Source organism: Nocardioides sp. AN3 (assembly GCF_054653495.1).
Genome location: NZ_BAAIGC010000020.1, coordinates 65,761 through 92,618 on the forward strand (window position 1 = coordinate 65,761; position 26,858 = coordinate 92,618).

Below are 26,858 nucleotides of genomic sequence, written 5' to 3' on the forward strand. Positions count from 1 at the left end.
CTCATGAGCGATCCGCTCGACCCATCAACCACGCGCGACACCTTCGTCGGCCGCCACATCGGCGCCGATGGGGATGACCAGCTTCGCATGCTCAAGACCGTTGGCTACGAGAGCCTGGACGCACTGGTGGATGCCGCCGTTCCGGTCGGCATCCGCATGGCCGGCGACCTCGACCTCCCCGCGCCGGCGACAGAGCGCGAGGCCGCCGGCGAGCTCGGCGCACTCGCGGCGCGCAACACGGTCGCGACCCCGATGATCGGGCTCGGCTACTACCCGACCATCACGCCGGCGGTGATCCGCCGCAATGTGCTCGAGAGCCCGGCGTGGTACACGGCCTATACGCCGTACCAGCCTGAGATCAGTCAGGGCCGTCTCGAGGCGTTGCTGAACTTCCAGACCATGGTCGGTGATCTGAGTGGTCTGCCGACTGCGAACGCGTCGCTCCTGGACGAGGCCACAGCGGTGGCGGAGGCGATCGGGATCATGCGGCGTGCCGCGAGGTCGACGTCGAACCGGGTGCTCGTCGACGCCGACACCCACCCGCAGACCATCGATGTGGTGCGGACCCGCGCCGCCGCGGTCGGCATCGAGGTCCGCCTGGTCGACCTGGCCGCTGCGCTGCCGGATGGCGACTTCTGCGGGATCGTGGCCTCCTATCCGGGCTCGTCCGGGGAGGTCCGTGATCTGGCGCCGGTCGTCGAGGCCGCCCACGCCTGCGGGGCTTTCGTCACGATCGCGGCTGATCTCCTCGCGCTCACGCTGCTGACCTCGCCAGGGGAGCTGGGGGCTGATATCGCGGTCGGGTCGACGCAGCGGTTCGGGGTGCCGTTGTTCTACGGCGGGCCGCATGCGGGCTACATCGCGGTGCGTACCGGTCTGGAGCGTCACCTGCCGGGCCGGTTGGTCTCGGTGTCGGTCGACTCCAGCGGGCGGCCTGCCTACCGGCTGGCGTTGCAGACCCGCGAGCAGCACATCCGTCGTGACCGGGCGACCTCGAACATCTGCACCGCCCAGGTCCTGCTCGCCGTGGTGGCGAGCATGTACGCCGTCTACCACGGCCCCGAGGGGCTGACTCGGATCGCCGAGCGGATCCACCTGCACGCCAACAAGCTCGCCGCTGCGTTGTGGGCGATCGGCTACCGGGTGGTCAGCCGGTCGTTCTTCGACACGTTCGTGGTCCACGTGCCTGGCGGCGCGGCGGTGGTGGTCGATGCGGCCCGAGAGCGGGGCATCCTGCTCCGGCTGGTCGATGAGGACCACGTCGGGGTGGCCTGCTCTGAGGTGACGACTCGGGAGGACGTCCGGTCGGTCTTCGAGGTCTTCGAGTCGGTCGGGGCTGCCGGGGCCGGGGCTGCCGGGGCTGCGGGTGGGGGGCCGGGTGGCCGGCAGGTTGCGAAGGAGGGCCCGGTCGGGGGGATCCCGAAGCGTCTGCGCCGGACCAGTGTGTTCCTGACTCACCCGGTCTTTCATGAGCACCGGTCCGAGACCGCGATGCTGCGCTATCTGCGGAAGCTGTCCGACCGGGACTTCGCCCTGGACCGGGGGATGATCCCGCTCGGGTCTTGCACGATGAAGCTGAACGCGACCACCGAGATGGAGGCTGTCTCGCTGGCCGGGTTCGCCGACCTGCACCCGTTCGCGCCGCGCGAGCACGCGGCGGGCTACCTGGAGCTGATCGGGCAGCTGGAGTCCTGGTTGGCCGAGGTGACCGGGTATGCGGCGGTCTCGATCCAGCCGAACGCCGGCTCCCAGGGCGAGCTGGCCGGGCTGTTGGCGATCCGCGCCTATCAGGTGGACCGTGGTCAGGGGCAGCGTGAGGTGTGTCTGATCCCGTCCAGTGCGCATGGCACCAACGCCGCGTCGGCGGTGATGGCGGGCATGCGGGTGGTGGTGGTGGCCTCGAACGAGGACGGCACCATCGACCTCGAGGATCTGCAGGCCAAGTGTGAGGCACACGCGAAGGACCTGGCAGCGGTGATGGTCACCTACCCCTCCACCCACGGCGTCTATGAGGAGGGCATCATCGCCCTGTGCGACCTCGTCCACCAGCATGGGGGACAGGTCTATGTCGACGGCGCGAATCTCAATGCTCTGCTCGGTGTCGCCAAACCGGGGCAGTTCGGCGGCGATGTCTCCCATCTGAATCTGCACAAGACCTTCTGCATCCCGCACGGTGGCGGGGGCCCGGGGGTCGGGCCGGTGGCGGTCGCCGAGCACCTGGTGCCCTACCTGCCCACGCACGTGAACCACCCCGACGCGGACCGTCGTGGGGGGATCGGTGCGGTCAGCGCCGCGCCGTACGGGTCAGCCGGCATTCTGCCGATCCCGTGGGCCTACATCCGGATGATGGGCGCGGACGGGCTCACCCAGGCCACCAAGGTCGCCGTTCTCACCGCCAACTATGTCGCCAGCCGGCTGGCGGACAGCTACCCGATCCTGTTCACCGGCGCGGAGGGTCTGGTCGCCCACGAGTGCATCCTCGACGTGCGGCCGCTGACCGCCGCGACCGGCGTGACGGTCGACGACATCGCCAAACGGCTGGTCGACTACGGCTTCCACGCCCCGACGATGAGCTTCCCGGTGGCGGGGACCTTGATGGTGGAGCCGACCGAGAGCGAGGACCTGCGCGAGCTGGACAGGTTCATCGACGCCATGATCGCCATCCGCGCCGAGATCGACCAGATCGCCCGCGGCCAGGTCGCCGTCGAGGACAGCGCCCTGCGGCATGCGCCCCACACCGCCGCCGTTCTGGCCGGTGAGTGGGACCGGCCCTACACCCGCGAGCAGGCCGTCTTCCCCTGCGGCGTCACCGGGGACAAGTACTGGCCGCCTGTGGGCCGCATCGACCAGGGCTACGGCGACCGCAACCTGGTCTGCAGCTGCCCCGACCCGTCCGCCTTCGAGAACTGAGCCACCCATGACTGAGAACCTGTCCAAGACACTTCCCAAGACCACTCCGCTCCACGCCGTCCACGAACGTCTGGGCGCTTCCTTCACCGACTTCGGTGGCTGGAACATGCCGGTGCGCTACACCTCCGACCTCGCCGAGCACCACGCGGTCCGGAAGGCGGCCGGACTGTTCGACCTGTGCCACATGGGCGAGATCGAGATCGTCGGGCCCGATGCTGCCTCCCTGCTGGACTACGCGCTGGTCGGCAAGCTCTCGACCATCGCGGTCGGGAAGGCGAAGTACTCGATGATGTGCGACGGGTCCGGCGGCATCATCGACGACCTGGTCACCTACCGCCTGGCCGAGGACTCCTTCCTGGTGGTCGCCAACGCCAGCAATGCCGAGGTCGTGCTTCGCGCGTTCGAGGAGCGCGCGGGCGGGTTCGACGTCGAGGTGCGTGATGCTCGTGACGAGTGGGCTCTCATCGCCGTCCAAGGGCCGAGTTCGCCCGACATCGTGGCCGCTCTCACCGACTTCCCGCTCACGGAGCTGAAGTACTACGCCGGAGCGCCGTGCACGCTGGCCGGCGTCGAGATTCTGATGGCCCGCACCGGCTACACCGGCGAGGACGGCTTCGAGATCTACTGCCGACCCGAGCACGCCGTCGGGATCTGGGAGGCGCTCGAAGCCGCCGGCCTACCGCACGGCCTGCTGCCGGCCGGGCTCGCCTGCCGCGACACCCTCCGCCTGGAGGCGGGCATGCCGCTCTACGGCCACGAGCTCACCACCGACCTGACCCCCTTCGAGGCGGGCCTCGGGCGTGTCGTCGCCTTCGACAAAGCCCTGGACAAGCCCCTGAACAAACACGGCGGGTTCGTCGGGCGGGAGGCGTTGGCCGCCCGTGCCGCACAAGGACCCGACCGGCTGCTCGTCGGCCTGGTCACGGCCTCGCCACGCTCGCCACGAGCCGGGTACGCCGTCCTGGAGGAGACCGGCGAGCCCGTGGGGGAGATCACCAGTGGCGCGCCCTCGCCCACCCTCGGCCACCCGATCGCACTCGCGTATGTGGCGACCTCGTACGCCGCTCCGGGGACCACCCTCACCGTCGACATCCGCGGCGCTCGCGTCGCCGCCGAGGTCGTCGCCCTGCCCTTCTACCGCCGACCCCAGCACTGAACGCCCAGATCTGACCTTCCGAAACAGAGCCAGGAGACCATGCCATGACGATTCCCGCCGACCTCACCTACACCGCCGAGCATGAATGGCTGCTCATCGATGGCGACATCGCCACCGTCGGTGTGACCGCCTATGCCGCCGACGCCTTGGGAGACGTCGTCTACCTCGACCTTCCTCAGCTCGGTGCGACGCTCACTGCAGGCGAGGCGTGCGGCGAGATCGAGTCCACCAAGTCGGTCAGCGACCTGTTCGCCCCTGCCAACGGCGAGGTCACCGAGATCAACAAGGAGGCCGTGGACGACCCGAGTCTGGTCAACCTCGAGCCGTTCGGCCGTGGCTGGCTGTTCCGGATGACGATCACCGGCACGCTCGAGGGCCTCGACTCCACCGCCTACCAGGCCCTGATCGGCGCTGAGTGACATGACAGTCCTCAACGACTCCCTGGCCCGCTTCGATCCGGAGGTCGATGCGGCGATCCACGCTGAGCTGGCGCGCCAGCAGGGCACCCTGGAGATGATCGCCTCGGAGAACTTCGCCCCCGTCGCCGTGATGGAGGCCCAGGGCTCGGTGCTGACGAACAAGTACGCCGAGGGCTACCCGGGACGCCGCTACTACGGGGGCTGCGAGCACGTCGACGTGATCGAGCAGCTGGCCATCGAGCGGGTGAAGGAGCTGTTCGGTGCCGAGTTCGCCAACGTGCAGCCCCATTCGGGCGCCCAGGCCAACGCCGCGGCGATGTTCGCGCTGCTCGACCCCGGCGACACGATCCTCGGCCTCGACCTGGCCCACGGCGGCCATCTGACCCACGGGATGCGGGTCAACTTCTCCGGCAAGTTCTACGACGTGGTCGCCTACCACGTGGACCCGGTGGACTTCCGGGTCGACATGGCCGAGGTCGAACGACTCGCCCGCGAGCACAAGCCGAAGCTGATCATCGCCGGCTGGTCGGCGTACCCACGTCAGCTGGACTTCGCCGAGTTCCGCCGGATCGCCGACCTCGTCGGCGCCTCCCTCATGGTCGACATGGCGCACTTCGCCGGCCTGGTCGCGACCGGGCTGCACCCGAGCCCGGTTCCGCACGCCGACGTGGTGACCACGACGACCCACAAGACGCTGGGTGGGCCGCGCGGCGGGGTGATCCTCACTAACCGGGCCGACCTGGCGAAGAAGATCAACTCGGCCGTCTTCCCGGGCCAGCAGGGTGGGCCGCTCGAGCACGTCATCGCCGCCAAGGCGGTGGCCTTCAAGATGGCTGCCTCGCCGGAGTTCCAGGGCCGCCAGCAGCGGACTCTGGAAGGTGCCCGCCTCCTTGCTGAGCGGCTGATTCAGCCCGACGTGGTCGAGGCGGGCGTGGCGGTGCTGACGGGTGGGACCGAGGTGCACCTGGTGCTGGTCGACCTGCGTGCCTCCGAGCTCGACGGCCAGCAGGCCGAGGACCGGCTGCACTCGATCGGGATCACCGTCAACCGCAACGCGGTGCCCTTCGACCCGCGCCCGCCCATGGTCACCTCCGGGCTGCGGATCGGCACGCCCGCGCTGGCGACCCGCGGGTTCGGCGCGGAGGCGTTCGCCGAGGTCGCCGAGGTGATCGCGCAGGCGCTCAAGCCGTCCTACGACGACGGCGTGGCCGCCAAGCTCCGCGAGCGGATCGCGACGCTGGCCGCCGCGCATCCGCTCTACCCGGACCTGTGAGGACTCCCGAGGTGAGCGCCGGCATCGTCGAAGGTCGCAAGCTGCTCCGGCTCGAGGTCCGCAACGCGGAGACTCCGATCGAACTGAAGCCGGAGTGGATCAAGACCCGGGCGAAGATGGGCCCGGAATACAGGCACCTGCAGAGCCTGGTGAAGTCCGAAGGTCTCCACACGGTCTGCCAGGAGGCGGGCTGTCCCAACATCTTCGAGTGCTGGGAGGACCGGGAGGCCACCTTCCTGATCGGTGGCGACCAGTGCACCCGGCGCTGTGACTTCTGCCAGATCGACACCGGCAAGCCGCAGCTTTTGGACCGTGACGAGCCGCGTCGGGTGGCGGAGTCGGTGCGGTCGATGGGGCTGCGCTACGCCACCATCACCGGCGTCGCCCGCGACGACCTGCCCGATGGTGGGGCCTGGTTGTATGCCGAGACGGTCCGCGCGATCCACGACCTGACTGCCGACATGGAGGGCGGGGCGACCGGGGTGGAGAACCTGATCCCCGACTTCAACGGCAGGCCGGACCTGTTGGCTGAGGTGTTCGAGTCGCGTCCGGAGGTGCTGGCCCACAATGTGGAGACGGTGCCGCGGATCTTCAAGCGGATCCGGCCGGCGTTCCGCTATGAGCGGTCATTGGAGGTGATCACCCAGGCCCGGGACTTCGGGCTGGTCACCAAGTCCAACCTGATCCTGGGCATGGGCGAGACCCGCGCGGAGGTCTCCCAGGCGCTGGTCGACCTGCATGCGGCGGGGTGTGAGCTGGTCACGATCACGCAGTATCTGCGACCCAGCGTCCGCCACCACCCGGTGGAGCGGTGGGTCAAGCCGGAGGAGTTCGTCGAGCTGCAGGCCGAGGCCACCCAGATCGGATTCTCCGGCGTCATGTCCGGCCCGCTGGTGCGCTCGTCGTACCGAGCCGGCCGCCTGTACCGACAAGCGCTGGAAAGGCGGGCGGCCTGATGGCCCTCAGCGTCTTCGACCTCTACTCCGTCGGCATCGGCCCCTCTTCGTCCCACACCGTCGGGCCGATGAGAGCAGCCAAGAGGTTCGTCGACGGGCTCGACGCCGACGGACGGTTGGACCACGTCACGCGGGTCTGCGCCGAGCTGTTCGGCTCCCTCGGCGCCACCGGACACGGACACGGTTCGGACCGTGCCGTCATTCTCGGGCTGGAGGGGGAGGAGCCCTCGACCGTCGACACCGACAAAGCAGACGATCGCGTCCAGCGCGCTCGGGACGAGGGCAGGTTGGTGCTCGCAGGACGTCACTCGATCGCGTTCGATCTCGGCACGGACCTCACGCTTCATCGTCGTAAGTCCCTACCGGCCCACCCCAACGGCATGACGTTCGCTGCCTATGGCCTCCACGGTGAGGTGGTGCGCGAGCGCACCTACTACTCCGTCGGAGGAGGGTTCGTCGTCGACGAGGACGCCGTCGGTGCCGACCGGATCGTCGCGGACGAGACACCGATCTCCTACCCGTTCGCCAGCGGTGAGGAGCTGTTGTCGATCTGCGAGCGGAAGCAGATGTCGATCAGCGACGTGATGATGCAGAACGAGCTCGCCTGGAGGACCGAGTGGGAGGTCCGGACCGGCCTGCTCGGCCTGTGGCAGGTCATGACCGACTGCGTCCGCAGCGGATATGCGCACGAAGGTGTCCTGCCCGGTGGACTGAAGGTCCAGCGCCGCGCGCCCGCGCTGTATCGCGACCTGCTTCAACGCACACCCGACCGAGACCCTCTGGACGTGATGGACTGGGTCAACCTCTACGCCCTCGCCGTCAATGAGGAGAACGCGTCGGGCGGTCGCATCGTCACTGCCCCCACCAACGGCGCCGCGGGCATCATCCCCGCCGTCCTGCACTACTACGCCGACTTCATCGACGGAGCGGACGAGGACGGCATCATCCGGTTCCTCCTGACCGCAGCCGCCATCGGGATCATCATCAAGGAGAACGCCTCGATCTCAGGGGCAGAGGTCGGCTGCCAGGGCGAGGTCGGGTCAGCGTGTGCGATGGCGGCCGCGGGCCTGTGCGAAGTCCTCGGCGGCACCCCCGAGCAGGTGGAGAACGCGGCCGAGGTCGGCATCGAGCACAACCTGGGCTTGACGTGCGACCCGGTCGGCGGACTCGTCCAGATCCCCTGCATCGAACGCAACGCCATCGCCTCAGTCAAAGCCATCAACGCCGCGCGACTGGCGATGAACGGCACCGGCTCGCACAAGGTCAGCCTCGACAAGGCCATCAAGACCATGCGCGAGACCGGTCGCGACATGCACATCAAGTACAAGGAGACCTCGCGCGGCGGCCTGGCGGTCAACGTCATCGAGTGCTGACGCGACAGAGGTGGCGACGTCAACGATCTCGTGGCGACGGCCGAGCGCAACTGGTCTCAATCGTCAGATTCTCGGCACGGGAATCTGACCGTTCAGACCAGTTGCCGGCCCACCAGCGCACAGGTGGGCTCGCCGCGTCGGACGATCTGGCCCACCTGCACAACGCCTTCCGGGGCGCCTCGCCGGCGCCCTCTCACCCTCACGCTCAACGCCGGACGTGGCTCTCAGGAGGCCAGCAGCACGATCGTCTCCGCCACGCAGGCAGGCCGGGTCTCACCCTGGATCTCCACGGTGTAGCGGAGCTTGGCCTGGACGCCTGCGTCGACGGGGGTGACGGTGACGAGGTCGACCGTCGCGCGGATGTGGCTGTCGCAGCGGACGGGGTTGAGGAACCGGACACGGTCCAGGCCGTAGTTGACGACCGTCGGCCAGCCGTCGAAGGCGTAGGTCTCGGAGCCGAGGAGCGGCACGAGGGACAGCGTCAGGTAGCCGTGGGCGATCGTCGTGCCGAACTGTCCTGCGCGGGCGCGCTCGGTGTCGACGTGGATCCACTGGAAGTCCCCGGTCGCCTCGGCGAAGTCGTTGATGCGCGCCTGGTCGATGCGAAGCCAGGAGGAGGTGCCGAGGGTGGTTCCTTCGGCGGCCTGGAGCTCGGCGAGGTTGTGGAAGGTGTGCATAGGGGGCGTTCTCCGTTCGGATGCGAGCTGGTGGGAGTCTCGCCGCGATGACGGATCATCGGCACGGAGGCATCCCAGACCACAGAAGTAAGCGATCGCTCAGGTATGCGTTCGCTCAGTTTTGTATCACACGAGCGCACACATGTCTCCTCGCGTCGCCGGTCTCGCGCCTATCCTCAGCCCATGGCGATCACGGTCGCGGACCTGCTGGAGATGCCGCACCTGAGGCTGAGTCTGGTCTCCGGCGAGGACGGCGTACGGCGCTCGGTGTCGTGGACCCACGTCTCGGACCTTCCCGAGCCGTGGCGCTGGCTGACAGGCGGCGAGCTGCTGCTGACCAACGGGATGTCCTTCCCAGCGGAGGGGCCTGAGCAGCGCGCGCTGATCGAGAGGCTCGACGAGGCGGGCGCCAGCGCGCTCGCGATCGGCGACCAGATGTACTGCCCGCCGCTGACCGACGAGCTGCTCGCGACCAGCGAGCGGCTCGGTCTGAGTGTGCTGTCGGTCGAGTTCCCGATGCCGTTCGTGGCGATCTCCCAGGCGGTCGCGGCCGCCAACCTCGTCGAGCAGTCGGACCGACTCGTGCGCACGGAGAAGATCTACCGGACCCTGCAGCGCATGGTGAGCACCGATGAGGGGGCGTCCGTCCTGCGCGAGCCTCTGGCGCAGGTCCTCGGCTGCGAGGTCCACGTGTGCCACCGCGCGTCGGGTGAGCCGTGGTATCCGGGCGACCCGAGGTTCGACGCCGTGCTGGCCGGCACGCTCCGGGACATCGCGCACGGCCGAGCCGACCTGCGCGCAGGCGCCCTCGTGGTCCCGTTGCCCGACGGTCGCGACGTGCGGCTGATCGACATCCCGACGCAGCAGGGAGCCCTCATGGTCCTGGTGTCCAAGGGTCGCAACGCCGTCGACGCGATCTTGATGCAGCACGCGGTCACGGTGCTCGCCCTCGAGCTCTCCCAGAGCGTCGTGGCCATGGAGCACCGACGCAGGCTCGGGGCTGAGCTCCTCACGCAGCTGACCGAGGGGCGAGCCGAGCCTCGCGCGGCGCGCCGGCAGCTCCGGGGCCTCGGTCTCGACGTGGCCAGGTCGCGCCTGTACGCCGTGCGCGGGGACGATGCCGAGCGGCTGCGCGATGTCCACATCGCCCTGTGGCGCAACCGCATCGTCCATGCCGTCACCTATCGGTCCGGCGTGCTCCACCTCCTGGCGTCTTCCGCGAGCGAGGTGCATGAGGTGCTGCGCGCCGACCTCGGTCCACACGCGCTGATCGGCGTGAGCGGGCCGCTGGGCGCTGTCGAGCGCGCACCGGAGGCCCTGCGCGAGGCGGCCTGGGCCCTCCGGGCCGCCGAGGGATCGGTCGGCCGCACGTTCCACTACGGCGAGGCGACGCCGTTCATCGGCATCGGCGGGCTCGACGACGCCGCGGCGCTCGTGGCCCGGGTGCTCGGTCCGCTTCTGGAGTACGAGCGCATGCACGACACACCGCTGCTCGCCACCCTGGACAGCTTCCTGCGCTGCCAGCGATCCTGGCAGAAGACGGCGGACACGATGCAGGTGCACCGCCAGACGGTGCTCTACCGGATCCGCAAGGTCGAGGAGATCACCGGCCGTTCGACGAGCGAGACCGCCGACATCGCCGAGCTGTGGCTCGCCCTGCGCGCGCAGTCGCTGATCGCGCCGGCCCGGGGGAGCGGAGCCGCGACGACCCACCCCTGATCGGCTGGCCCGCCGAGCCTGCGGACGCGGTGGAGAAGCGCGCGCATGCGGTTGTGCGATCGCACGAAAGTCTTTGTCGGGGCTGTGGCGAATGGCGGGCAGCGCCAGGACCCGCGTGGCGAGCAGAGTGGTGGCACGCCACAGGGCTCCACCGATCCGACGCGAGGGAAGCATGAACGTGCAGACACCAGTGGAAGACGCCGACGTTCTGATCGTCGGCGCAGGCCCCTCGGGCGCCGTCGCGGCGTACGAGCTGGCGCGGCGCGGGTTCAAGGTCGTCTGCCTCGAGCAGGGCGACTGGAACCTCCCCGACGACTTCACCGGCGACAAGCCGCAGTGGGAGCTGGCGCGGCTCAAGAAGTGGAGCGCCAACCCCAACACGCGGGGCAACGAGGCCGACTACCCGATCAACACCGACAACAGTCCGATGGACCCGTTGATGTTCAACGGCGTCGGTGGCAGCACCATCCTCTACTCCGGCCACTGGGTCCGAGCGCTGCCCTCGGACTTCCGGGTCAAGAGCCTCGACGGCGTGGCCGAGGACTGGCCCTTCACCTATGAGGACCTCCGCCCGTTCTACGACGAGGTCACCCATCACATCGGCGTCTCAGGACTCGAGGGCGACCCGTCGTACCCCGACGCCCACACCTTCCCGCTCCCGCCGCTGCCGATCGGCGAGGCCGGGCTGCGCGCCGCTCGCGGCATGGACAAGCTGGGCTGGCACTGGTGGCCGGCTCCCAACGCGATCGCCTCGCGTCAGTTCCGCAACCGCCCCGCCTGTCAGCGCTTCGGCGCCTGCGAGTCCGGCTGCCCGGCCGGCGCGAAGGCAAGTGCCGACCTGACCTACTGGCCGGACGCCATCGCGGCAGGGGCCGTGCTGATCACCGGTGCCCGGGTCAGCAAGCTCACCCTCGATCCGAACGGCCTGGTCGCCGGCGCCGAGTTCATCGACCGCTCGGGCCAGTGGCACCACCAGAAGGCGGGCATCACGATCCTCGCCGCGAACGGCCTCGGCACACCGCGGATCCTGCTCAACTCGGCGACCGCCGGCCACACCGACGGACTCGGCAACTCCTCGGGCCTGGTCGGCAAGCGGCTGATGATCCACCCCTACGCATCGGTGTACGGCACCTACGACGAGGACCTCGAGGGCCACCTCGGCCCCGCCGGCCAGGCGCTGCAGTCGCTGGAGTTCTACGAGACCGACGAGTCGCGCGGCTTCGTGCGTGGCGGCAAGTGGAACCTCATGCCGACCCCCGGGGCGCTCAACCGGGTGCTCTGGGAGCCGGGCACGGACTGGCGCCAGGGCTTCGGCGCCAACTTCCACCAGCGCCTGGAGTCCACCTTCGGCCGGACCCTCGAGTGGGGCATCACCACCGAGGACCTGCCGGACGAGAGCAACGAGGTCGTCCTGGACAGTGAGCTGACCGACTCCGACGGCATCCCCGCCCCGAGGATCAACTACCGGATCGGCGAGAACAACCAGAAGCTGCTCGACTTCCACATCGCCCGCGCGGTGGAGGCACACGAGGCCGCCGGCGCGAAGAACATCGAGGTCGTCCCGGTCGTCCGCGACAGCGGGTGGCATCTCCTCGGCAGCGCCCGGATGGGCGACGACCGTGCGGACTCGGTGGTCGACCAGTGGGGCCGGTCGCACGACATCGCCAACCTGTTCGTGCTCGACGGCAGCAACTTCGTCACCTCGACCGGCGTGAACCCCACCGCCACGATCATGGCGATCGCGCTGCGTGCCGCCCGCCACCTCGCCGACAACCGGCACCACCAGGTCTCGGCCTCCTGAGACGAGAGAAGGGATGTCTGTGATGCTCGACCCGACCGCCCGTGAGCGCCTCGCCGCCCTGTCCGACGTGCTGATCCCCGGCGCCGGCGACTTCCCGTCCGCCTCCGACGCCGGGGTGCCGACGGAGCTGATCGACCGGGCGCTCGGATTCCGGCCCGACCTCGTGCCCGACGTGGAACAGGCGCTCGCCCTCACCGACGGCCTCGACGCCGCCGCAGCGCTGGACCTGCTCTCGACCGGCTACGCCGAGGTCTTCGCCTCCCTCACCACCGCCATCTCCGGCGCCTACCTGCAAAGCCCGCAGGTGCAGGGCGCCCTCCACTACCGCCCGGCTCCGCGACAGGCACACGACGACGTCGACAGCTATGCCGACCTCCTCGAGGTGGTCGCGGACCGCGGCTTCGACATCCATGGAGCTGATCTCGCATGACGACCACCGTGCTCGACCACATCATCGACGGCGCACCCTGGCAGGGTGACGGTCCGTCGACCCAGGAGGTCGTCGACCCGGCGACCGAGCAGGTCATCACGCACGCCCGCCGCGGCACCCCCGGCGACGTCGACCGCGCGGTCGAGGCGGCGCGGCGCGCCGCGCAGGAGTGGGGCCGGCGTACGCCGAAGGACCGCGCCGACGTGCTCCTCGCCATCGCGGCGATCGTCGAGGACCACGCCGCCGAGCTGGCCCGGCTCGAGTCCCGCAACACGGGCAAGCCCGCCGGCCTGGCCGACGACGACGTCGCCGGGACGGTCGACACCTTCCGCTTCATGGCGGGTGCGGTCCGCGCCCAGGTCGGCCTCGGCTCCGGGGAGTACGTCGAGGGGCGCACCTCGACGATTCTCCGCGAGCCGGTCGGCGTCGTCGGAGCGATCACGCCCTGGAACTACCCGCTCCTGATGGCCGCGTGGAAGCTCGGACCGATCCTCGCCGCCGGCAACACCTGCGTGCTCAAGCCGTCCGAGCAGACCCCGCTGAGCACGCTTCGGCTCGCCGAGCTCGTGCGTGACGTGCTCCCGCCCGGCGTGCTGAACGTGATCACGGGCGACGGAGCGGTCGTCGGTCACGCGATCGCCACCCACCCGGGCATCGACCTCGTCTCGGTGACCGGCAGTGTCCGCAGTGGACAGGCTGTCGCAGCCGCCGCCGCGAGCACCCTCAAGCGGGTCCACCTCGAGCTGGGGGGCAAGGCGCCGGTCCTCGTCTTCGCCGACGCCGACCTCGACGCAGTCGCCGACGGCCTCGTGTTCGCCGGCTTCGGCAACTCCGGCCAGGACTGCGGCGCCGCCTGCCGGGTGCTGGTCGACGCCCGTGTCCACGATGAGCTCGTCGACCGCCTGGTGAAGCGGGTCTCCGCGATGGTCGTCGGCGCGCCGACGGACGGCGACGACGTCGACATGGGCCCGCTGGTCTCACGCGAGCACCGCGACCGAGTGGTCGGCGCGCTGGACCAGGCGAGAGCCGACGGGGCGCGAGCCGCCGTCGGTGGTCAGGCACCGGAGCGACCGGGCTTCTTCGTGGACCCGACGGTGCTCGTCGACATCCCGGCCGGTGCGGCCTGCACGACCGAGGAGATCTTCGGTCCGGTCGTCACCGTGGAGACCTTCACCGACGAGGACGCCGCCGTCGCCGCCGCCAACGCCACGCGCTACGGACTCTCGGCGTCGGTGTGGACCGAGAGCGCCCGACGCGCCGCCACCCTGCCCGGACGCCTCGACTTCGGCACCGTCTGGGTCAACGACCACCTCGCCTTCGCCACCGAGATGCCGTGGGGCGGCTTCAAGTCCTCCGGCTACGGACGCGACCTGTCGGCGTGCGCGCTCGACGACTACTCCCGCACCAAGCACGTCATGGTCAAGCACCACGCGTGACCCTCAGCAGCGAAGGAACACCGTCATGTCGCAGGAAAGCACCCTCGTCGAAGGCCTGACGATCCAACCGGTCCCGGAGTCCCAGCGGACCGGGAAGGTCCAGCACCTATTCTCCTTCTGGTTCACCGTCCAGATCATCCCGCTGGCCGTCGTCACCGGCCTCCTCGGACCGACCGTCTTCGGCCTCGACGTGACGTCGACGGTGCTCGCGATCATCGTCGGCAGCCTGGTCGGTGCGGTCTTCATGGCGCTGCACTCGGCGCAGGGCTCGAAGCTCGGCGTCCCGCAGATGATCCAGGCCCGCGCACAGTTCGGGATGTTCGGATCGGTCCCCATCACGGTGATCGTGATCTTGATCTACGTCGGCTGGATCGTGGCCCTGATGGTCTTGGCCCAGCAGACCCTGGGGGCCGTGTGGACCGGCCTGGGCACCACCGCGGGGTTGTTCCTCAGCACGGGGCTGACCCTGTTCGCCGTCGTTGTCGGCTACCAGCTCATCCTCCGCTTCAACCGCGTGATGGTCTGGCTCTCGGCGGTGGCCCTGGTGCTCACGCTCGTCTACACGGGCATCCACGCCGCCGACGGAGGGGCGGCGCACCTCGCCAGCGCGGGCGGCTCCTTCAACTGGGCGGGCTTCCTCGGCATGGCCTCGGTCGTTGGCGTGTGGCAGCTCTCCTACGCGCCGTACGTCTCGGACTACTCGCGCTACCTGCCCTCGTCCACCTCGACCCGGGCCGCCTTCTGGTACACCTACGCCGGCACCGTCCTGGGCGTCATCGGAGCCATGTCCGTCGGCGCCTTCCTGGTCGCCGGACTCGGCCAGGACGGCGGCCTCGTGGAGCTGGACGGCATCATGCCGCACGCCGTGTTCGTCTTCGTGATGCTGATGTTCTTCCTCGGCGCGATCGATGCGGGTGTCATCAACATGTACGGCTCGTCCCTCTGCGTGCTCACCTGCCTCCAGACCTTCAAGCTGTCCTGGGCGCCGCGGGCCTCCGCCCGGCACCTCACCGCAGTGCTGCTCGCGGTCGCGGTGTTCATCGTCTCGACGACCGTCTCGGACAACTTCGTCACCGACTACACCAACTTCATCCTGGTCCTCGCCTACCTGCTGGTGCCGTGGAGCATCATCAACCTCGTCGACTTCTACCTGGTGCACAAGGGCGACTACGACGCGGACTCGTTCAGCGACCCGAGGAGCGGCTACGGCGCCTTCAACGTCCCGGCCCTGCTCAGCTACGTCCTCGGATGCCTCGTCCAGATCCCCTTCATGTCGACGACGCTCTACGTCGGGCCGATCGCGAAGCAGACGGGAGCCGTCGACACCTCCTGGATCGTGGGGAGCATCGCCACGTGCTTCATCTACCTCGGACTGCTCCAGGTCTGGCGCCGATCAGCCGGCGCGGCATCGCCCGCCCTCGAGCTCGACACCCCTGCCCTCACCCCCGAAACGGAGATCTCCTGATGAACCACCCCAGAACGAGCGCGCACCAGCCGATCGGCGCCCTCGAGGCGACGAAGGTCCCGCGGTACGCCGGCCTGGGCACCTTCGCCCGGATCCCGATGCTCGAGTCGGTGCCCGACTACGACGTCGCCATCCTCGGAGTGCCCTTCGACGGCGGCACCTCCTACCGCCCGGGCGCCCGGTTCGGGCCGATGGGCATCCGGCAGGCGTCGCGGCACCTGCGCCCGCGGTTCCATGTCGAGCTCGACACGGCTCCGCTGGAGGAGATCCAGGTCGTCGACGCCGGCGACGTCCCCTGCACGCCGTACGACATCGCGGAGGCGATGCAGCAGATCGAGAGCATGGCCCGCGACGTGCTCGGCACCGAGGGTCGCCGGATCGTCACCCTCGGGGGCGACCACACCGTCGCGCTGCCGATGCTGCGGGCCGCCCACGCCCAGCACGGCCCGATCGCGCTCGTCCACTTCGATGCCCACCTGGACACGTGGGACACCTACTTCAAGGCGCCCACCACGCACGGGACCGTCTTCCGGCGGGCCTTCGAGGACGGCCTGCTCGCGGAGGACAAGTCGATCCACGTCGGCATCCGCGGTCCCATCTACGACCGGATGGACCTCGTCGACGACGCGTCCTTCGGCTTCCGGATCATCCGCGCCGGCGACCTCGACGTGCTCGGAGTCGACGGCGCCGCGGACGCGATCCGCCAGCGCGTCGGCGACACGCCCGTCTACGTCTCGATCGACATCGACGTGCTCGACCCCGCCTTCGCGCCGGGCACCGGCACGCCGGAGATGGGTGGGTTGAACAGCCGCGAGCTGCTGCATGTGCTGCGAAGGCTCGACGGCTTGAACATCGTCGGCGCCGACGTGGTCGAGACCGCCCCCGACTACGACCATGCGGAGGTCACCTGCGTGGCGGCCGCGACCGTGGCCTTCGACCTCGTCACCCTCATGAGCAAGACGCCGTCCTCCGGGCTCGTGGACGACCGACGCGCCGAGGACGTGGCCTTGGTCTAGGGCAGGGCCGGGCCGGCCGTCGATGCTGTGTTTCTCATCGTAGACATCCGGGTGTCATCGTCTAAAATGAGATACATGCCAGCGACCAGCCCCTCCATGGGCGCCGAGCAGCAGGCGGATCTCGAGCGCATTGGAGCGCGCCTCAGGGAGCGTCGTAAGGCCCTGGGCGTGTCGGCCGTCGCCTGCGCCGAGGCCGCCGGAGTCTCACGTGTGACCCTTCACAGGATCGAGGCAGGCAACCCGTCGGTCACGATCGGCGCCTACTGCAATGTCGCCGGAGCACTGGGGGTCCATCTCATCGTGCCGATCCTGGACGGGCCGGCAGACGAGCCGGAGACCGTCCGCGTGGGCGCGTACCCCGGTCTTCGAGCCCTGGCGTGGCAGACCGATGCTGGGACCACCATCACCGAGACTGAGGCCCTCAACCTCTACGAGCGCGGATGGCGACACCTCGACCAGGAGAATCTGACGGACCGCGAGAAGGCGTTCATCCAGCATCTGGCCGACACCTACAGTCACGGGCGCCTCCTTGTTTAGGCGACGGCACCATCAGCAGGTGGCCGAGCTGCTGTCGACACTGGATGCGTCGCTCCTGGTCGAACACTGTTGCTGGTTCGGAGGTGGCACGGCGATCGTCCTCGCGAACGACGAGTACCGCGAATCGGCGGACATCGACTTCCTCGTCTCTGAGGCTCGTTCCTACCGAGCGCTGCGCGAGGTCGTGCGAGTTCACGGTCTCGACGCCCTGGCCGGGCGAGGGCTGCGCACCCCGCGGCCACCTGTCATCGACGGCTACGGCATCCGCGCCTCAGTTCTCACTGCAGGCGTGCAGATCAAGCTCGAGATCGTGCACGAAGGCCGAATCGACCTCGATGTTCCGGCTCCGGAGCAAGCGATCTGCGGGGTGCGGACCCTGACAAGGGCTGACCAGGTCGCGACCAAGCTGCTCGCCAATGACGACCGCTGGGCCGATACCTCCACCTTCAGCCGCGATCTCATCGACCTTGCCATGATGAGACCCGAGATCGCCGTCCTCCACGCTGGTGCCGCCAAGGCGGTAGGCGCCTACGGAAAGACGGTCGGCGAGAGCCTCAACAAGGCCGTCGAGCGTCTCCGCGAGCGCCCCCAGCGGCTCGATGAATGCATGCGCGCCCTCAGGATGGACGCTCCCCGTGCCGTCGTCTGGCAGAGCATCCGTGACCTGGCCGCAACGTGCGCGAAGATCGAGGTTCTCAACTCGACCACCCTTCCGGGCTGACCGGTCGAAGCATCAGACGTCGAGGACCTCGATGCCGAGCGACCTGCCGACCTGCTTCATGTTCTGGTCGGAGGTGAGCATGGCGCAGTCGGGGACCAGCGAGGCAGTGGCGAGGTGCAGCGAGTCGAGAGTCTTCACATGAGGTCGGATCCGCATGGCCCCCCGCCAGACGTCGTCATCGATGGGCAGGAGCGTGGTCTCCTTCACCCACGCGTCGATGGGGGAGGCGTCCACACCGTCCAGAGCCAGTCGGACCGAGGTTCGTCTCGCCTCGAGCTCGAGCAACCGCGAGGACACCAGTGTCGCTGACCTGCCAGCGGCGACGATGGTTCGGTGCAACGCGGCGGCGTTGTGATCGCCCATGGCCACGCGTATCAGCGACGAGGAGTCCACGTACAGGTACTTCGGCGCGCTCTCGACCGTGACAGCGCCCGTGAGGACGGTCACCGGTCCTCCTCCATATCAGCCATGACAGCATCCAGGTCCACCCCCCTCATCACGGGCAGCCTCGCCAGCGCCTCGGGGTCATGTTGCTTCAGCTCGATCTGGCCCGAGCGCACCAGTCGATCCCAGCGCTCCTGCTTGGTCTCCTCGACAGGTGCGGGTGAGACGAGCACCGCCCGGCCGTCGCGACCGACCACCTTCACGGCTTCGCCGGTCTCGATGACCTGGTTGACGACACGCGAGACCTCCTGGTTGAAGGTGCGTCGGTTTATCGTCCTCATGCCTCCACCGTACGCCCTCATGTAGCCCATGTACTACCTCGGGGCCCGGAGCGCGGTCGGGCGGGCGGGATCGAGTGCGCATGGGTCCGCGATGCACGAAGCTCGGCGGGTCGGCCAGTGCTCGGGTGATGCGGCTGAGCGCTTGGGCGCTTGCCGCGGAGTCGACGCCGAGCCAGGGGAGCGGGAGCTGCGAGAGGTCGAGCGGCACCCGGACTCCGTAGGTGCCGACGGTGGCAGGGAAGCCGTGACAGTCGGCACCCGGCGTGCGGGCAGGACATCGTGATTGAGACGCCGCGCCCGGCAAGGTGACGGGTCCAGGCCTGCCAGCGCAGCGGGCGCCCGGATCCTCCGGGCGCCCGCCGCTCGGCGGATCAGACGAGCTGGAGCCGATCCGCGGCGACCTCGGTCGCGGGCTCGACCTCGGATCCGGTTTGGGTGGTGGGGTGGTCGGCGCGGTCGTCGACCATCGTGGTCTCGTCGAAGGGCGCCGCGCCGGCGAACACGCGGTCCATCTGCGCACGGTCGAGACCGCCGGTCCAGTGGCCGATCAGCACGGTCGCGACCGCGTTGCCGGCGAAGTTGGTCAGGGCGCGGCACTCGGACATGAAGCGGTCGATGCCGACGATGAGCCCGACGCCGTCGACCAGGTCGGGGCGGTGGGCGCTCAGGCCGCCGGCGAGCGTCGACAGGCCGGCGCCCGTGACGCCTGCGGCGCCCTTCGAGGCGATCATCAAGAACACGAGCAACGAGATCTGCTGGCCGATGGAGAGCGGGTCGCCGAGCGCCTGAGCGATGAAGAGCGACGCCATCGTCATGTAGATGGCGGTGCCGTCGAGATTGAACGAGTAGCCGGTGGGCACGACGACGCCGACGGTGGTGCGGTCGACGCCGACGTGCTCCATCTTGGCGATCAGGCGGGGGAGGGCAGACTCGGAGGAGGACGTGGACAGGATCAGCAGGAACTCCCGGCCGAGATAGCGCAGCAAGGAGAAGATGTTGACGCCCGCGGCGACCTTGAGGACGAGCCCGAGCACGACGAACACGAAGAGCGCGCAGGTGAGGTAGAAGCCGACCATCAGCAGGCCCAGGCTCTTCAGCGCCTCCCATCCGCCGGCGCCGGTCACGGAGGCGATGGCGCCGAACGCGCCCACGGGCGCTGCCCACATGATGATCGAGAGCACACGGAACACCAGGCGCTGCACGTGCTCGATCACCCGCAGCACCGGCTTGCCGGCCGTGCCCATCGACTGCACCGCGAACCCGACCAGCAGGGCGACCAGAAGCGTCTGTAGCACTTCCCCGGAGGTGAGAGCGGAGAAGAGCGACGTCGGGATGATGTTGAGGAGGAAGTCGGTCGTGCTGCCGTGGCCGGCGGCGGCCTTCTCCTGCCCGGCCGCGGCAAGCGCGTGGGTCAGGTGCAGGCCGGAGCCCGGGTGGAGCAGGTTGCCCACGACGAGGCCGATCGCGAGGGCGAAGGTCGACATCGCGAGGAAGTAGCCGAGCGCGAGCCCGCCGACCTTGCCGACCCGCGCCGCGCTTGCGACCGACCCGACGCCGAGCACGATCGTGCAGAAGATGATCGGCTGGATCATCATCTTGATCAGCCCGATGAACGCTTCGCCCAGAGGAGCGAGCTTGAGCGCGAACTCGGGGGCGGCGAGTCCGACGACGATGCCGGCGAGCACGGCGCCGACCACGGCGACGTACAGGTAGTGCGTGCGGTCTCGGCGGGCGTGCGGGCCTCCGGTGCGCGGTTCGACGGTGACGCTGTTGCTCATGGTGACCTCCTGGTGGGCCGGGACGTCCCGGCTGACATGCCCACTGTCCGGGTCCTTGTGACCGTCGTCACCGTTGCGGTCATTGTGTTCGTGACGTCGGTCATAGAGCACGTGACCGCCTGGGGGAGAATGCCGAGGTGCTCCGCAGCGCCCACCCCTTCCGGGATGCCTCGGTCGCCCGGCAGGTCCTCCTCCTGCAGGTGGCGGTCGTCGTGCTGCTGGTCCTCTCCGCGATCGGGTTGGCGGCGTACGACGCCCAGCGCGGTGCGCGCGCCCGCGCCACCGAGCGTGCGGTGGACGTCGCCGAGACCGTCGCCGACTCGCCGACGGTCCAACGCGCGGTGACGGGACCGGGCGCGACCGCGGTCCTCCAGCCGTACGCCGAGCAGGTGCGCAAGGACACTGACACCGACTTCGTGGTCGTCATGGCCCTCGACCGCACCCGCTACACCCACCCGAATCCCGCCAACATCGGCAAGCCGTTCGTTGGCGACCTCGGCGGGGCGCCCCAGGGTCGCGTGTTCACCCAGGAGTACGCCGGCACCCTCGGACCATCGGTCCGGGCGGTCGTGCCGGTGTTCGACGGGCATCGGGTCTCGGCGCTCGTGTCGGTCGGGATCGCGGTCAGAGACATCGACCAGGAGCTCCGACGTGACGTGGCCGTGATCCTCGCCGCGGCGGGACTGGTCCTCGTCCTCGGCGTCGTTGCGGCGTGGCTGGTGAGCAGGCGGTTGAAGCGGGCGACCCACGGGATGGGCGAGCGCGAGATCGCCCGGATGTATGAGTACTACTCGGCGGTGCTCCACGCCGTCCGGGAGGGCCTCCTCCTGCTGGACGGCGAGGGGCGCGTCCAGCTCGTCAACGACGAGGCGCGCCGTCTCCTCGACCTTCCCGAGGACGTGGTCGGTCGCCACGTCGGCGAGCTCGGCCTCGCGCCCGGTCTGGTCTCCGCGGCTCTCGGCCGGCAGGCGGAGTCCGACGAGATCTACCTGGCGGGTGACCGCATGCTCGTCGTCTCCACTGCTCCCGCCCACTGGCACGGGCGTGAGGTCGGCTCGGTGGTCACGCTGCGCGACCACACCGAGCTGCGGTCGGTGACCGGCGAGCTCGAGATGGTCCGCAGCCTCACGGAGTCCCTGCGCTCCCAGAACCACGAGGCCGCCAACCGGCTCCACACCGTGGTGTCCCTGATCGAGATGGGGCGCAGCGAGGAGGCGGTGGACTTCGCGACCGAGGAGCTCCAGGTCGCCCAGCTGCTCACCGACAAGGTCGTCGGCGCCGTGGACGACCCCGTGGTCGCGGCGCTCCTGCTCGGCAAGACCGCCGAGGCGGCCGAACGCGGCATCGAGCTGACGGTCGCCGGAGAGGTGCCCGACGCGACGGGCGTCCCGGCCCGCGATCTCGTGACCGTGCTCGGCAACCTCCTCGACAACGCCTTCGACGCGGTCGCGGACGCCAGCACCAAGCGGGTCGCCGTCCACCTCGGCGGAGACTCCACGAGCCTGCAGGTCCGCGTCGGTGACAGCGGCGCCGGACTCGACGCGGAGGCGGCCGCCCGGGTCCTCGACCGCGGCTGGACGACGAAGGCGGCGCCCGGGGCGGGCCGCGGCCTCGGACTGGCCCTGGTGGTCCAGGTCGCGCGCCGCCACGATGGCGACGTGACGATCGGCCGGTCCGAGCTGGGTGGTGCGGAGCTCACCGTCACGCTGGGGCTCGGTCCCGGTCTCGGTTTGGGGCTCGGGGAGGACGGTCGATGACCGTTCGAGTGCTGGTGGTCGAGGACGAGGGGCGCGCGGCGGAGGCGCATGCCTCCTACGTCGGGCGGGTGCCCGGCTTCTCGCTCGCGGGTGTCGCCCGGTCCGCCGCGGAGACGATGCGGGCCCTCGACTCCGCTCGGGACAGGGGCGAGCCGGTCGACCTGGTCCTCCTCGACATGAACCTGCCCGACGGGCACGGGCTGGGACTGCTCCCGAGCCTGCGGTCCGCGGGTCACCTGTGCGACGTGATCGCCGTGACTGCGGCCCGCGACACCGAGGTGGTCCGGCAGGCGGTGGCACAGGGCGTGGTGCTCTACCTCCTCAAGCCGTTCACGTTCGCGACGTTCCGGTCCAAGCTCGAGCAGTACGCCGCCTACCGTGCTCACCTGGAGTCCTCTCCTCGGGAGGTGGTCCAGGACGAGGTCGACCAGCTGCTCGGCGCACTGCGACCGAGGACCGGCGCGCCGCTGCCCAAGGGGATGAGCGCCGAGACTCTTCGCGAGGTGACGAGTGCCGTCCGCGACGCCGGCGACGACCTCTCGGCGAGCGAGGTCGCCACGCTCGTCGGTGTCTCGCGGGTGACCGCCCGCCGCTACCTCGAGCACCTCGCGGATCTCGGGCTCGCCGATCGCCGGCCTCGCTACGGTGGCGGCGGGGGGCGGCCCGAGGTGGCCTACCACTGGCGCCGAGCACCCTCGATGTCTACGTGAGGCACGAAGACTCTCCTGAGGTGCCGTGCCGTGCCGATGACTTGGACTCCGCCACCACCCGGTGGAGCGGTGGGTCAAGCCGGAGGAGTTCGTCGAACTGGAGGCCGAGGCCACCCAGATCGGCTTCTCCGGCGTCATGTCCGGCCCGCTGGTGCGCTCGTCCCGCGCCGGTCGGATCGAAGTTCGTCTCGCATCGAGTTCCAGCAGCCGCGAGGAGGCCAGCGTCGCCCCGGTCCTGCCAGCGGCGACGATGATCTGGTGCAGCGCCGACGCCGCTCATCACGGGCAGATTCTCCAGCGCCTCGGGGTCATGCTCCTTCAGTTGGATCTGCCCTGTACATGCCAACCGATCCCAGCGCTCCTGCTTGGTCTCCTCGGCGGGCGCGGGTGAGACGACCACGGCCCTGCCGTCGCGACCGACCACCCGAGTCCACGTCCCTGACGTAGACGATGTACTACCTCACCTGGAACACCCGGTAGCGAACCTTGGAAGAGACAACTATCATCGGTGATACTAACATGAAATGTAGTATCTCTGATGTGAGCGTGAGGGGTATCGATGTTCGTTGGCCGTGATGACCAGCTACGACGACTGTCTGCGCTCCTCGAGCGCGTCGACGCGTCCGAGGATCGGAAGCCGGGGAAGGCGTTGCTGATCCGCGGGCGCCGCCGAGTCGGCAAGTCGCGCCTCGTCGAGGAGTTCGTCGATCGCTGCGGCGTGCCGTACCTCTTCTATACCGCAGTCGGGCGTCCCGTGCAGGAGGAGCTGCGTCTCTTCTGTGCCGAGGTGGCCGCCTCGGACCTGCCCGGTGCCGCGTTGTTCCGCGGCGTTCAGCTGGACTCATGGGACGCGGCGCTGCGGCTGCTCTCGAGTGCGCTGCCCGAGACGGGGAGCGTAGTCATCTTCGACGAGCTGCCCTACCTGGTTGCGAACGACGACGGGTTCGAGGGCACCTTGCAGCGTTCGTTCGACCGCGACTTGTCTGCGCACCGTGTGCTTCTCATCGGCATCGGGTCGGACCTGGCGATGATGGAGGCGCTCAACGAGTATGGCCGACCGTTCCACCAGCGTGCGACGGAGATGGTGGTTCCGCCGCTGACGCCGGCGGAGGTGGGGGCGATGCTCGACCTTGCTCCGGCGGAGGCGTTCGATGCCTACCTGGTCACCGGCGGGCTCCCGCTGATCTGCGGTGAGTGGCGGCGCGGAATGTCGATGTGGGACTACTTGGAGCAGGCACTCAACGACCCGACATCGGCATTGTTGGTGTCAGCAGAGCGTGCGCTGGCGGCGGAGTTCCCGACGGATGCGCAGGCGCGTCTTGTCCTGGGCACCATTGGTAGCGGTGAGCGGACATTCACGAACATCGGCCGACAGACGGGCGATCTGCCGCAGATGTCGCTGACCCGTTCGTTGAACGTCTTGACGTCCAAGCGCATCGTGGCCGCGGACCAGCCGCTGTCGACGAGATCGGGAAGCAGAGACAAGCGGTATCGGGTGGCGGACCCCTACCTGCGGTTCTGGTTGGCGTTCGTCGGGCCGTACGTCGCGGAGGTCGAGCGAGGTCGCGGCGACCGGGTGCTGGCGCGCGTCCAGGCCTCGTGGACGTCGTGGCGCGGGCGCGCCATCGAGCCGGTGCTGCGCGAGGCGCTCGACCGTCTGGCGCCGCCCGTTGCGGGTGGCGCGAACGGTGCCCCCGGCGTCGTCGGCGGCTACTGGACGCGGACGAACGTGCCCGAGATCGACATCGTGATCGCGGACCGCCAGCCGGTCGCGACGGAGATTCTGGCCGTCGGCTCGATCAAGTGGCTCGAGAACGCTGCGTTCGACGGCAAGGACCTCGGCCAGCTTCTGACGCACCGGACGCAGCTGCCAGGCGCTTCCTCGGACGCCCCGCTGGTTGTGGTGTCCCGATCGGGGTGCGAGGTCGATGGCGTTGCTCACTTCGCCCCTGAGGACCTCATCGCGGCGTACTAGCATTCCTCGACACCCTCCCGGCGAGCGCCCCCGCCGGCAACGAGCGCTGTCTCATTCCGCATACATCGCAAGCAGTCTTGGATGCCTTGCTCGCGGGAATGCGCACAGCGAGGTCCTGCTCCACGTGTGCGGTGCAGAGCCTGTCAGGCACGCAGACAAACGAGAGGGTGCCCCGACCGGATGGCCGGGGCACCCTCTGTCGTCTGTGCCGGCTACTGACGCCCGATACGTGCGTAGGTCGCTGGGCGCGCACGCTTCAAGATGAAGGCGACGGCGACGCCGAGCAGCGCTGATCCGTACAGGATGCCGAAGAACAGCGCCACGATGCGAGTGCCACCTGTGATCAGCAGTTCGATGTTGGTGGTCGCATGGCAGAGCATTCGTGACCTGGCCGCGAAGTGCGCGAAGGTCGAGCCTTTCTCGCCCGCCTTCCGGGGCTGACCGGCCGAACCAGCCAAGCCCGTCACGGCCGACCGGCGGATCGACGTGAGGCATCACGATCAGCGGCCACGTCACGTCCCATGCGTATCCCGAAGCCCGCGATGACCGGAAAGGCTGAGGTGGGCTCGCAGCGTTCGACCATTCCCGCAGGCTTGAGTGTCACCGCCACCCATAGGTGGCGCTGAGACTCAAGCCTCGGCCGCCCTCGCGTAGTTCTTGCGAATCCACCAGCAGAGTGCTGCGAATCCACCAGCATGACTGGTGCTGCAAAACCCGGATGGCCTGCTCGCGGTCGACGAGATCCAGCGAGTGCCAGAGATCGTCCTGGCGGTCAAGCTCGTCGTCGATCGTGATCCTCGGCCGGGGCGCTTCCTGGTCACGGGCTCCGCTGACCTGCTGCGCCTGCCGGCGGCTCAGGACAGCCTGGCAGGTCGCGCCGAGAGCATCGAGCTGCACGGCTTCAGTCAAGGCGAGCTCGCCGGTCACCGCGAGACGTTCCTGGATCGGCTCCTCGCCGGCGAACTGTTCGTCGATGGCGAGAGCTCCCTGACGCGCCACGACTACCTCGAACGGGCCATCGCCGGCGGCTATCCCGAGGCGCTGGCCCGTACGCCGGGGCGCCGTCGCAATGCGTGGCTGGACAACTATCTGCGCCGGATCGTGGAGCGTGACGCACCTGATGTCAGCAACCTCCAGCGGCTCGCTGACCTTCCCTTGCTCCTGCGCTGGCTGGCGGCGCGCAACAGCGAGGAGCTCAACACCGCCGACCTGTCCGACCTGACTGGCATCCCCGCGAGCTCGTTGACTCGACTCATCGAGCTCCTGGAGACCCTTTACCTGATCCAGCGTGTTCCGGCCTGGTCGACCAACCTGACCAAGCGCGTCGTATCGCGTCCGAAAGTGTCCCTGCTCGACACCGGGCTGGCCGCGCGCCTACTCAATGTCTCGGCCGTCGGCGCCGGCCTTGGTGCCTACGCCGAGACAGCGGGTCATCTGCTCGAGGGGTTCGTAGCCGGCGAGCTGCGCCGCCAACGAGCCTGGGCCGAGGAGAGCCTGCAGATCAGTCACTTCCGAGACCGGGCGGGCAGTGAGGTCGACTTCATTCTCGAAGCGCCCGACGGTCGAGTGGCTGGCCTCGAGGTCAAGTCGACCTCCCGCGTGGCCCGCGGCGACAACAAGTGGCTGAGCCAGCTGCGCGACAGGCTCGGCAAGCGGTTTGTCGGTGGACTCATCCTCCATACCGGCATGACCGCGACCCCGTTCGGCGACCAGATCGCCGCCGTTCCCGTGGACACCCTCTGGAGGGCGTGACCTGTGCTCATCGTTCTCAGCCCGTCTTGTGGAGACGCACTTCCTCACTGGCAGGTGAACTCCGGTGCCATTCGTATACGGCCTCCAAGTTCACGTTTGGCTGAACCTAGGCGTTCGCGTGAAGACGCGCGTGGCGGGGCAGTGTCCAGGTTGCGTTGCACAGGGTGTCCACGAAGATCTCCCGGATCACCTCGACTCGTCAGGCGGCGAGGCCGGGCATGGCGTGAGGACCACAGCCGCAGGCGTCGTCGCACGCGAGGTAGACGTGGAGC

At 69.1% G+C, this 26,858-nt stretch carries 23 protein-coding genes and 1 pseudogene; 19 read left to right on the forward strand and 5 right to left on the reverse strand.

The features are described 5' to 3' along the window. Positions 1-3 precede the first annotated feature (3 nt). From gcvP to ACYQ1K_RS19440, 6 genes are read left to right on the forward strand one after another with little or no spacing between them, the layout of a single operon-like run. On the forward strand, positions 4-2,910 hold the full coding sequence (gcvP, locus tag ACYQ1K_RS19415) for an aminomethyl-transferring glycine dehydrogenase (protein ID WP_459984909.1): 2,907 nt from the start codon (positions 4-6) through the stop codon (positions 2,908-2,910). Between the two features lie 7 nt (positions 2,911-2,917). Then, positions 2,918-4,066 carry a glycine cleavage system aminomethyltransferase GcvT gene (gene gcvT / locus ACYQ1K_RS19420; RefSeq protein ID WP_459984910.1) on the forward strand — a complete coding sequence of 383 codons (1,149 nt, stop codon included), beginning with the start codon at positions 2,918-2,920 and terminating at the stop codon, positions 4,064-4,066. A 44-nt stretch (positions 4,067-4,110) separates the two neighbouring features. Further along, positions 4,111-4,485: a glycine cleavage system protein GcvH gene (gene gcvH, locus ACYQ1K_RS19425; protein WP_459984911.1), complete on the forward strand. Its 375-nt coding sequence runs from the start codon at positions 4,111-4,113 to the stop codon at positions 4,483-4,485. A gap of 1 nt (position 4,486) precedes the next feature. After that, a complete protein-coding gene (gene glyA, locus ACYQ1K_RS19430; protein WP_459984912.1) occupies positions 4,487-5,758 on the forward strand; it encodes a serine hydroxymethyltransferase in 1,272 nt (423 codons plus the stop codon). Between the two features lie 11 nt (positions 5,759-5,769). Further along, complete coding sequence (locus tag ACYQ1K_RS19435) at positions 5,770-6,714, forward strand: lipoyl synthase (RefSeq protein ID WP_459984913.1); 945 nt, start codon at positions 5,770-5,772, stop codon at positions 6,712-6,714. Next, on the forward strand, positions 6,714-8,087 hold the full coding sequence (locus tag ACYQ1K_RS19440) for an L-serine ammonia-lyase (RefSeq protein WP_459984914.1): 1,374 nt from the start codon (positions 6,714-6,716) through the stop codon (positions 8,085-8,087). Before ACYQ1K_RS19435 ends, ACYQ1K_RS19440 begins: the two co-directional genes overlap by 1 nt. Before the next feature lie 224 nt (positions 8,088-8,311). Here the strand turns inward: ACYQ1K_RS19440 and ACYQ1K_RS19445 are convergent, their stop codons facing one another. Next, a complete protein-coding gene (locus tag ACYQ1K_RS19445) occupies positions 8,312-8,764 on the reverse strand; it encodes a MaoC family dehydratase (RefSeq protein WP_459984915.1) in 453 nt (150 codons plus the stop codon). A 183-nt stretch (positions 8,765-8,947) separates the two neighbouring features. On the opposite strand from ACYQ1K_RS19445, the gene ACYQ1K_RS19450 reads away from it, so the two are divergent. The 8 genes from ACYQ1K_RS19450 (at position 8,948) to ACYQ1K_RS19485 (ending at position 17,889) form a co-directional block, all read left to right on the forward strand. Further along, positions 8,948-10,483 (forward strand): PucR family transcriptional regulator, encoded by a 1,536-nt coding sequence (locus ACYQ1K_RS19450; protein ID WP_459984916.1) that lies wholly within the window; start codon positions 8,948-8,950, stop codon positions 10,481-10,483. A gap of 178 nt (positions 10,484-10,661) precedes the next feature. After that, positions 10,662-12,284, forward strand: a complete 1,623-nt coding sequence (locus tag ACYQ1K_RS19455) for a GMC family oxidoreductase (protein WP_459984917.1) — start codon at positions 10,662-10,664, stop codon at positions 12,282-12,284. 22 nt (positions 12,285-12,306) lie between these two features. Beyond that, positions 12,307-12,714, forward strand: a complete 408-nt coding sequence (locus ACYQ1K_RS19460; protein WP_459984918.1) for a gluconate 2-dehydrogenase subunit 3 family protein — start codon at positions 12,307-12,309, stop codon at positions 12,712-12,714. Next, complete coding sequence (locus ACYQ1K_RS19465; protein WP_459984919.1) at positions 12,711-14,150, forward strand: aminobutyraldehyde dehydrogenase; 1,440 nt, start codon at positions 12,711-12,713, stop codon at positions 14,148-14,150. The genes ACYQ1K_RS19460 and ACYQ1K_RS19465 overlap by 4 nt, the downstream gene beginning before the upstream one ends. Before the next feature lie 25 nt (positions 14,151-14,175). Continuing rightward, entirely contained in the window at positions 14,176-15,615 is a 1,440-nt protein-coding gene (locus ACYQ1K_RS19470; RefSeq protein WP_459984920.1) for a purine-cytosine permease family protein, read from the forward strand. Continuing rightward, a complete protein-coding gene (gene speB, locus ACYQ1K_RS19475; protein WP_459984921.1) occupies positions 15,615-16,631 on the forward strand; it encodes an agmatinase in 1,017 nt (338 codons plus the stop codon). The genes ACYQ1K_RS19470 and speB overlap by 1 nt, the downstream gene beginning before the upstream one ends. 75 nt (positions 16,632-16,706) lie before the next feature. After that, on the forward strand, positions 16,707-17,168 hold the full coding sequence (locus ACYQ1K_RS19480) for a helix-turn-helix domain-containing protein (protein WP_459984922.1): 462 nt from the start codon (positions 16,707-16,709) through the stop codon (positions 17,166-17,168). A gap of 19 nt (positions 17,169-17,187) precedes the next feature. Continuing rightward, complete coding sequence (locus ACYQ1K_RS19485) at positions 17,188-17,889, forward strand: nucleotidyl transferase AbiEii/AbiGii toxin family protein (protein ID WP_459984923.1); 702 nt, start codon at positions 17,188-17,190, stop codon at positions 17,887-17,889. A gap of 12 nt (positions 17,890-17,901) precedes the next feature. Here ACYQ1K_RS19485 and ACYQ1K_RS19490 read toward each other — a convergent pair whose 3' ends face one another. The 3 genes from ACYQ1K_RS19490 to ACYQ1K_RS19500 all read right to left on the reverse strand — a co-directional run bounded on the left by ACYQ1K_RS19490 (position 17,902) and on the right by ACYQ1K_RS19500 (position 20,392). After that, positions 17,902-18,336, reverse strand: a complete 435-nt coding sequence (locus ACYQ1K_RS19490) for a PIN domain-containing protein (protein WP_459984924.1) — start codon at positions 18,334-18,336, stop codon at positions 17,902-17,904. After that, complete coding sequence (locus ACYQ1K_RS19495) at positions 18,333-18,614, reverse strand: hypothetical protein (protein WP_459984925.1); 282 nt, start codon at positions 18,612-18,614, stop codon at positions 18,333-18,335. The genes ACYQ1K_RS19490 and ACYQ1K_RS19495 overlap by 4 nt, the downstream gene beginning before the upstream one ends. A 371-nt stretch (positions 18,615-18,985) precedes the next feature. Further along, the gene (locus tag ACYQ1K_RS19500; protein WP_459984926.1) at positions 18,986-20,392 is read right to left on the reverse strand and encodes a cation:dicarboxylate symporter family transporter; all 1,407 of its coding nucleotides are present in this window, start codon (positions 20,390-20,392) and stop codon (positions 18,986-18,988) included. Positions 20,393-20,529: 137 nt separating this feature from the next. Between ACYQ1K_RS19500 and ACYQ1K_RS19505 the strand changes: the two genes are divergently transcribed. From ACYQ1K_RS19505 to ACYQ1K_RS19520, 4 genes and pseudogenes are all read left to right on the forward strand, one after another. Then, positions 20,530-22,149 (forward strand): ATP-binding protein, encoded by a 1,620-nt coding sequence (locus ACYQ1K_RS19505; protein ID WP_459984927.1) that lies wholly within the window; start codon positions 20,530-20,532, stop codon positions 22,147-22,149. Beyond that, entirely contained in the window at positions 22,146-22,859 is a 714-nt protein-coding gene (locus ACYQ1K_RS19510) for a response regulator (RefSeq protein WP_459984928.1), read from the forward strand. The genes ACYQ1K_RS19505 and ACYQ1K_RS19510 overlap by 4 nt, the downstream gene beginning before the upstream one ends. A gap of 49 nt (positions 22,860-22,908) precedes the next feature. Further along, positions 22,909-23,038, forward strand: a pseudogene (locus ACYQ1K_RS19515) (lipoyl synthase); the annotation flags it as partial. Positions 23,039-23,418: 380 nt separating this feature from the next. Then, positions 23,419-24,834, forward strand: a complete 1,416-nt coding sequence (locus ACYQ1K_RS19520; RefSeq protein ID WP_459984929.1) for an ATP-binding protein — start codon at positions 23,419-23,421, stop codon at positions 24,832-24,834. 212 nt (positions 24,835-25,046) lie between these two features. On the opposite strand, the gene ACYQ1K_RS19525 is transcribed toward ACYQ1K_RS19520, so the two are convergent. Beyond that, entirely contained in the window at positions 25,047-25,214 is a 168-nt protein-coding gene (locus tag ACYQ1K_RS19525; protein WP_459984930.1) for a hypothetical protein, read from the reverse strand. Positions 25,215-25,536: 322 nt separating this feature from the next. On the opposite strand from ACYQ1K_RS19525, the gene ACYQ1K_RS19530 reads away from it, so the two are divergent. Next, entirely contained in the window at positions 25,537-26,586 is a 1,050-nt protein-coding gene (locus ACYQ1K_RS19530) for an ATP-binding protein (RefSeq protein ID WP_459984931.1), read from the forward strand. Positions 26,587-26,858 lie beyond the last annotated feature (272 nt).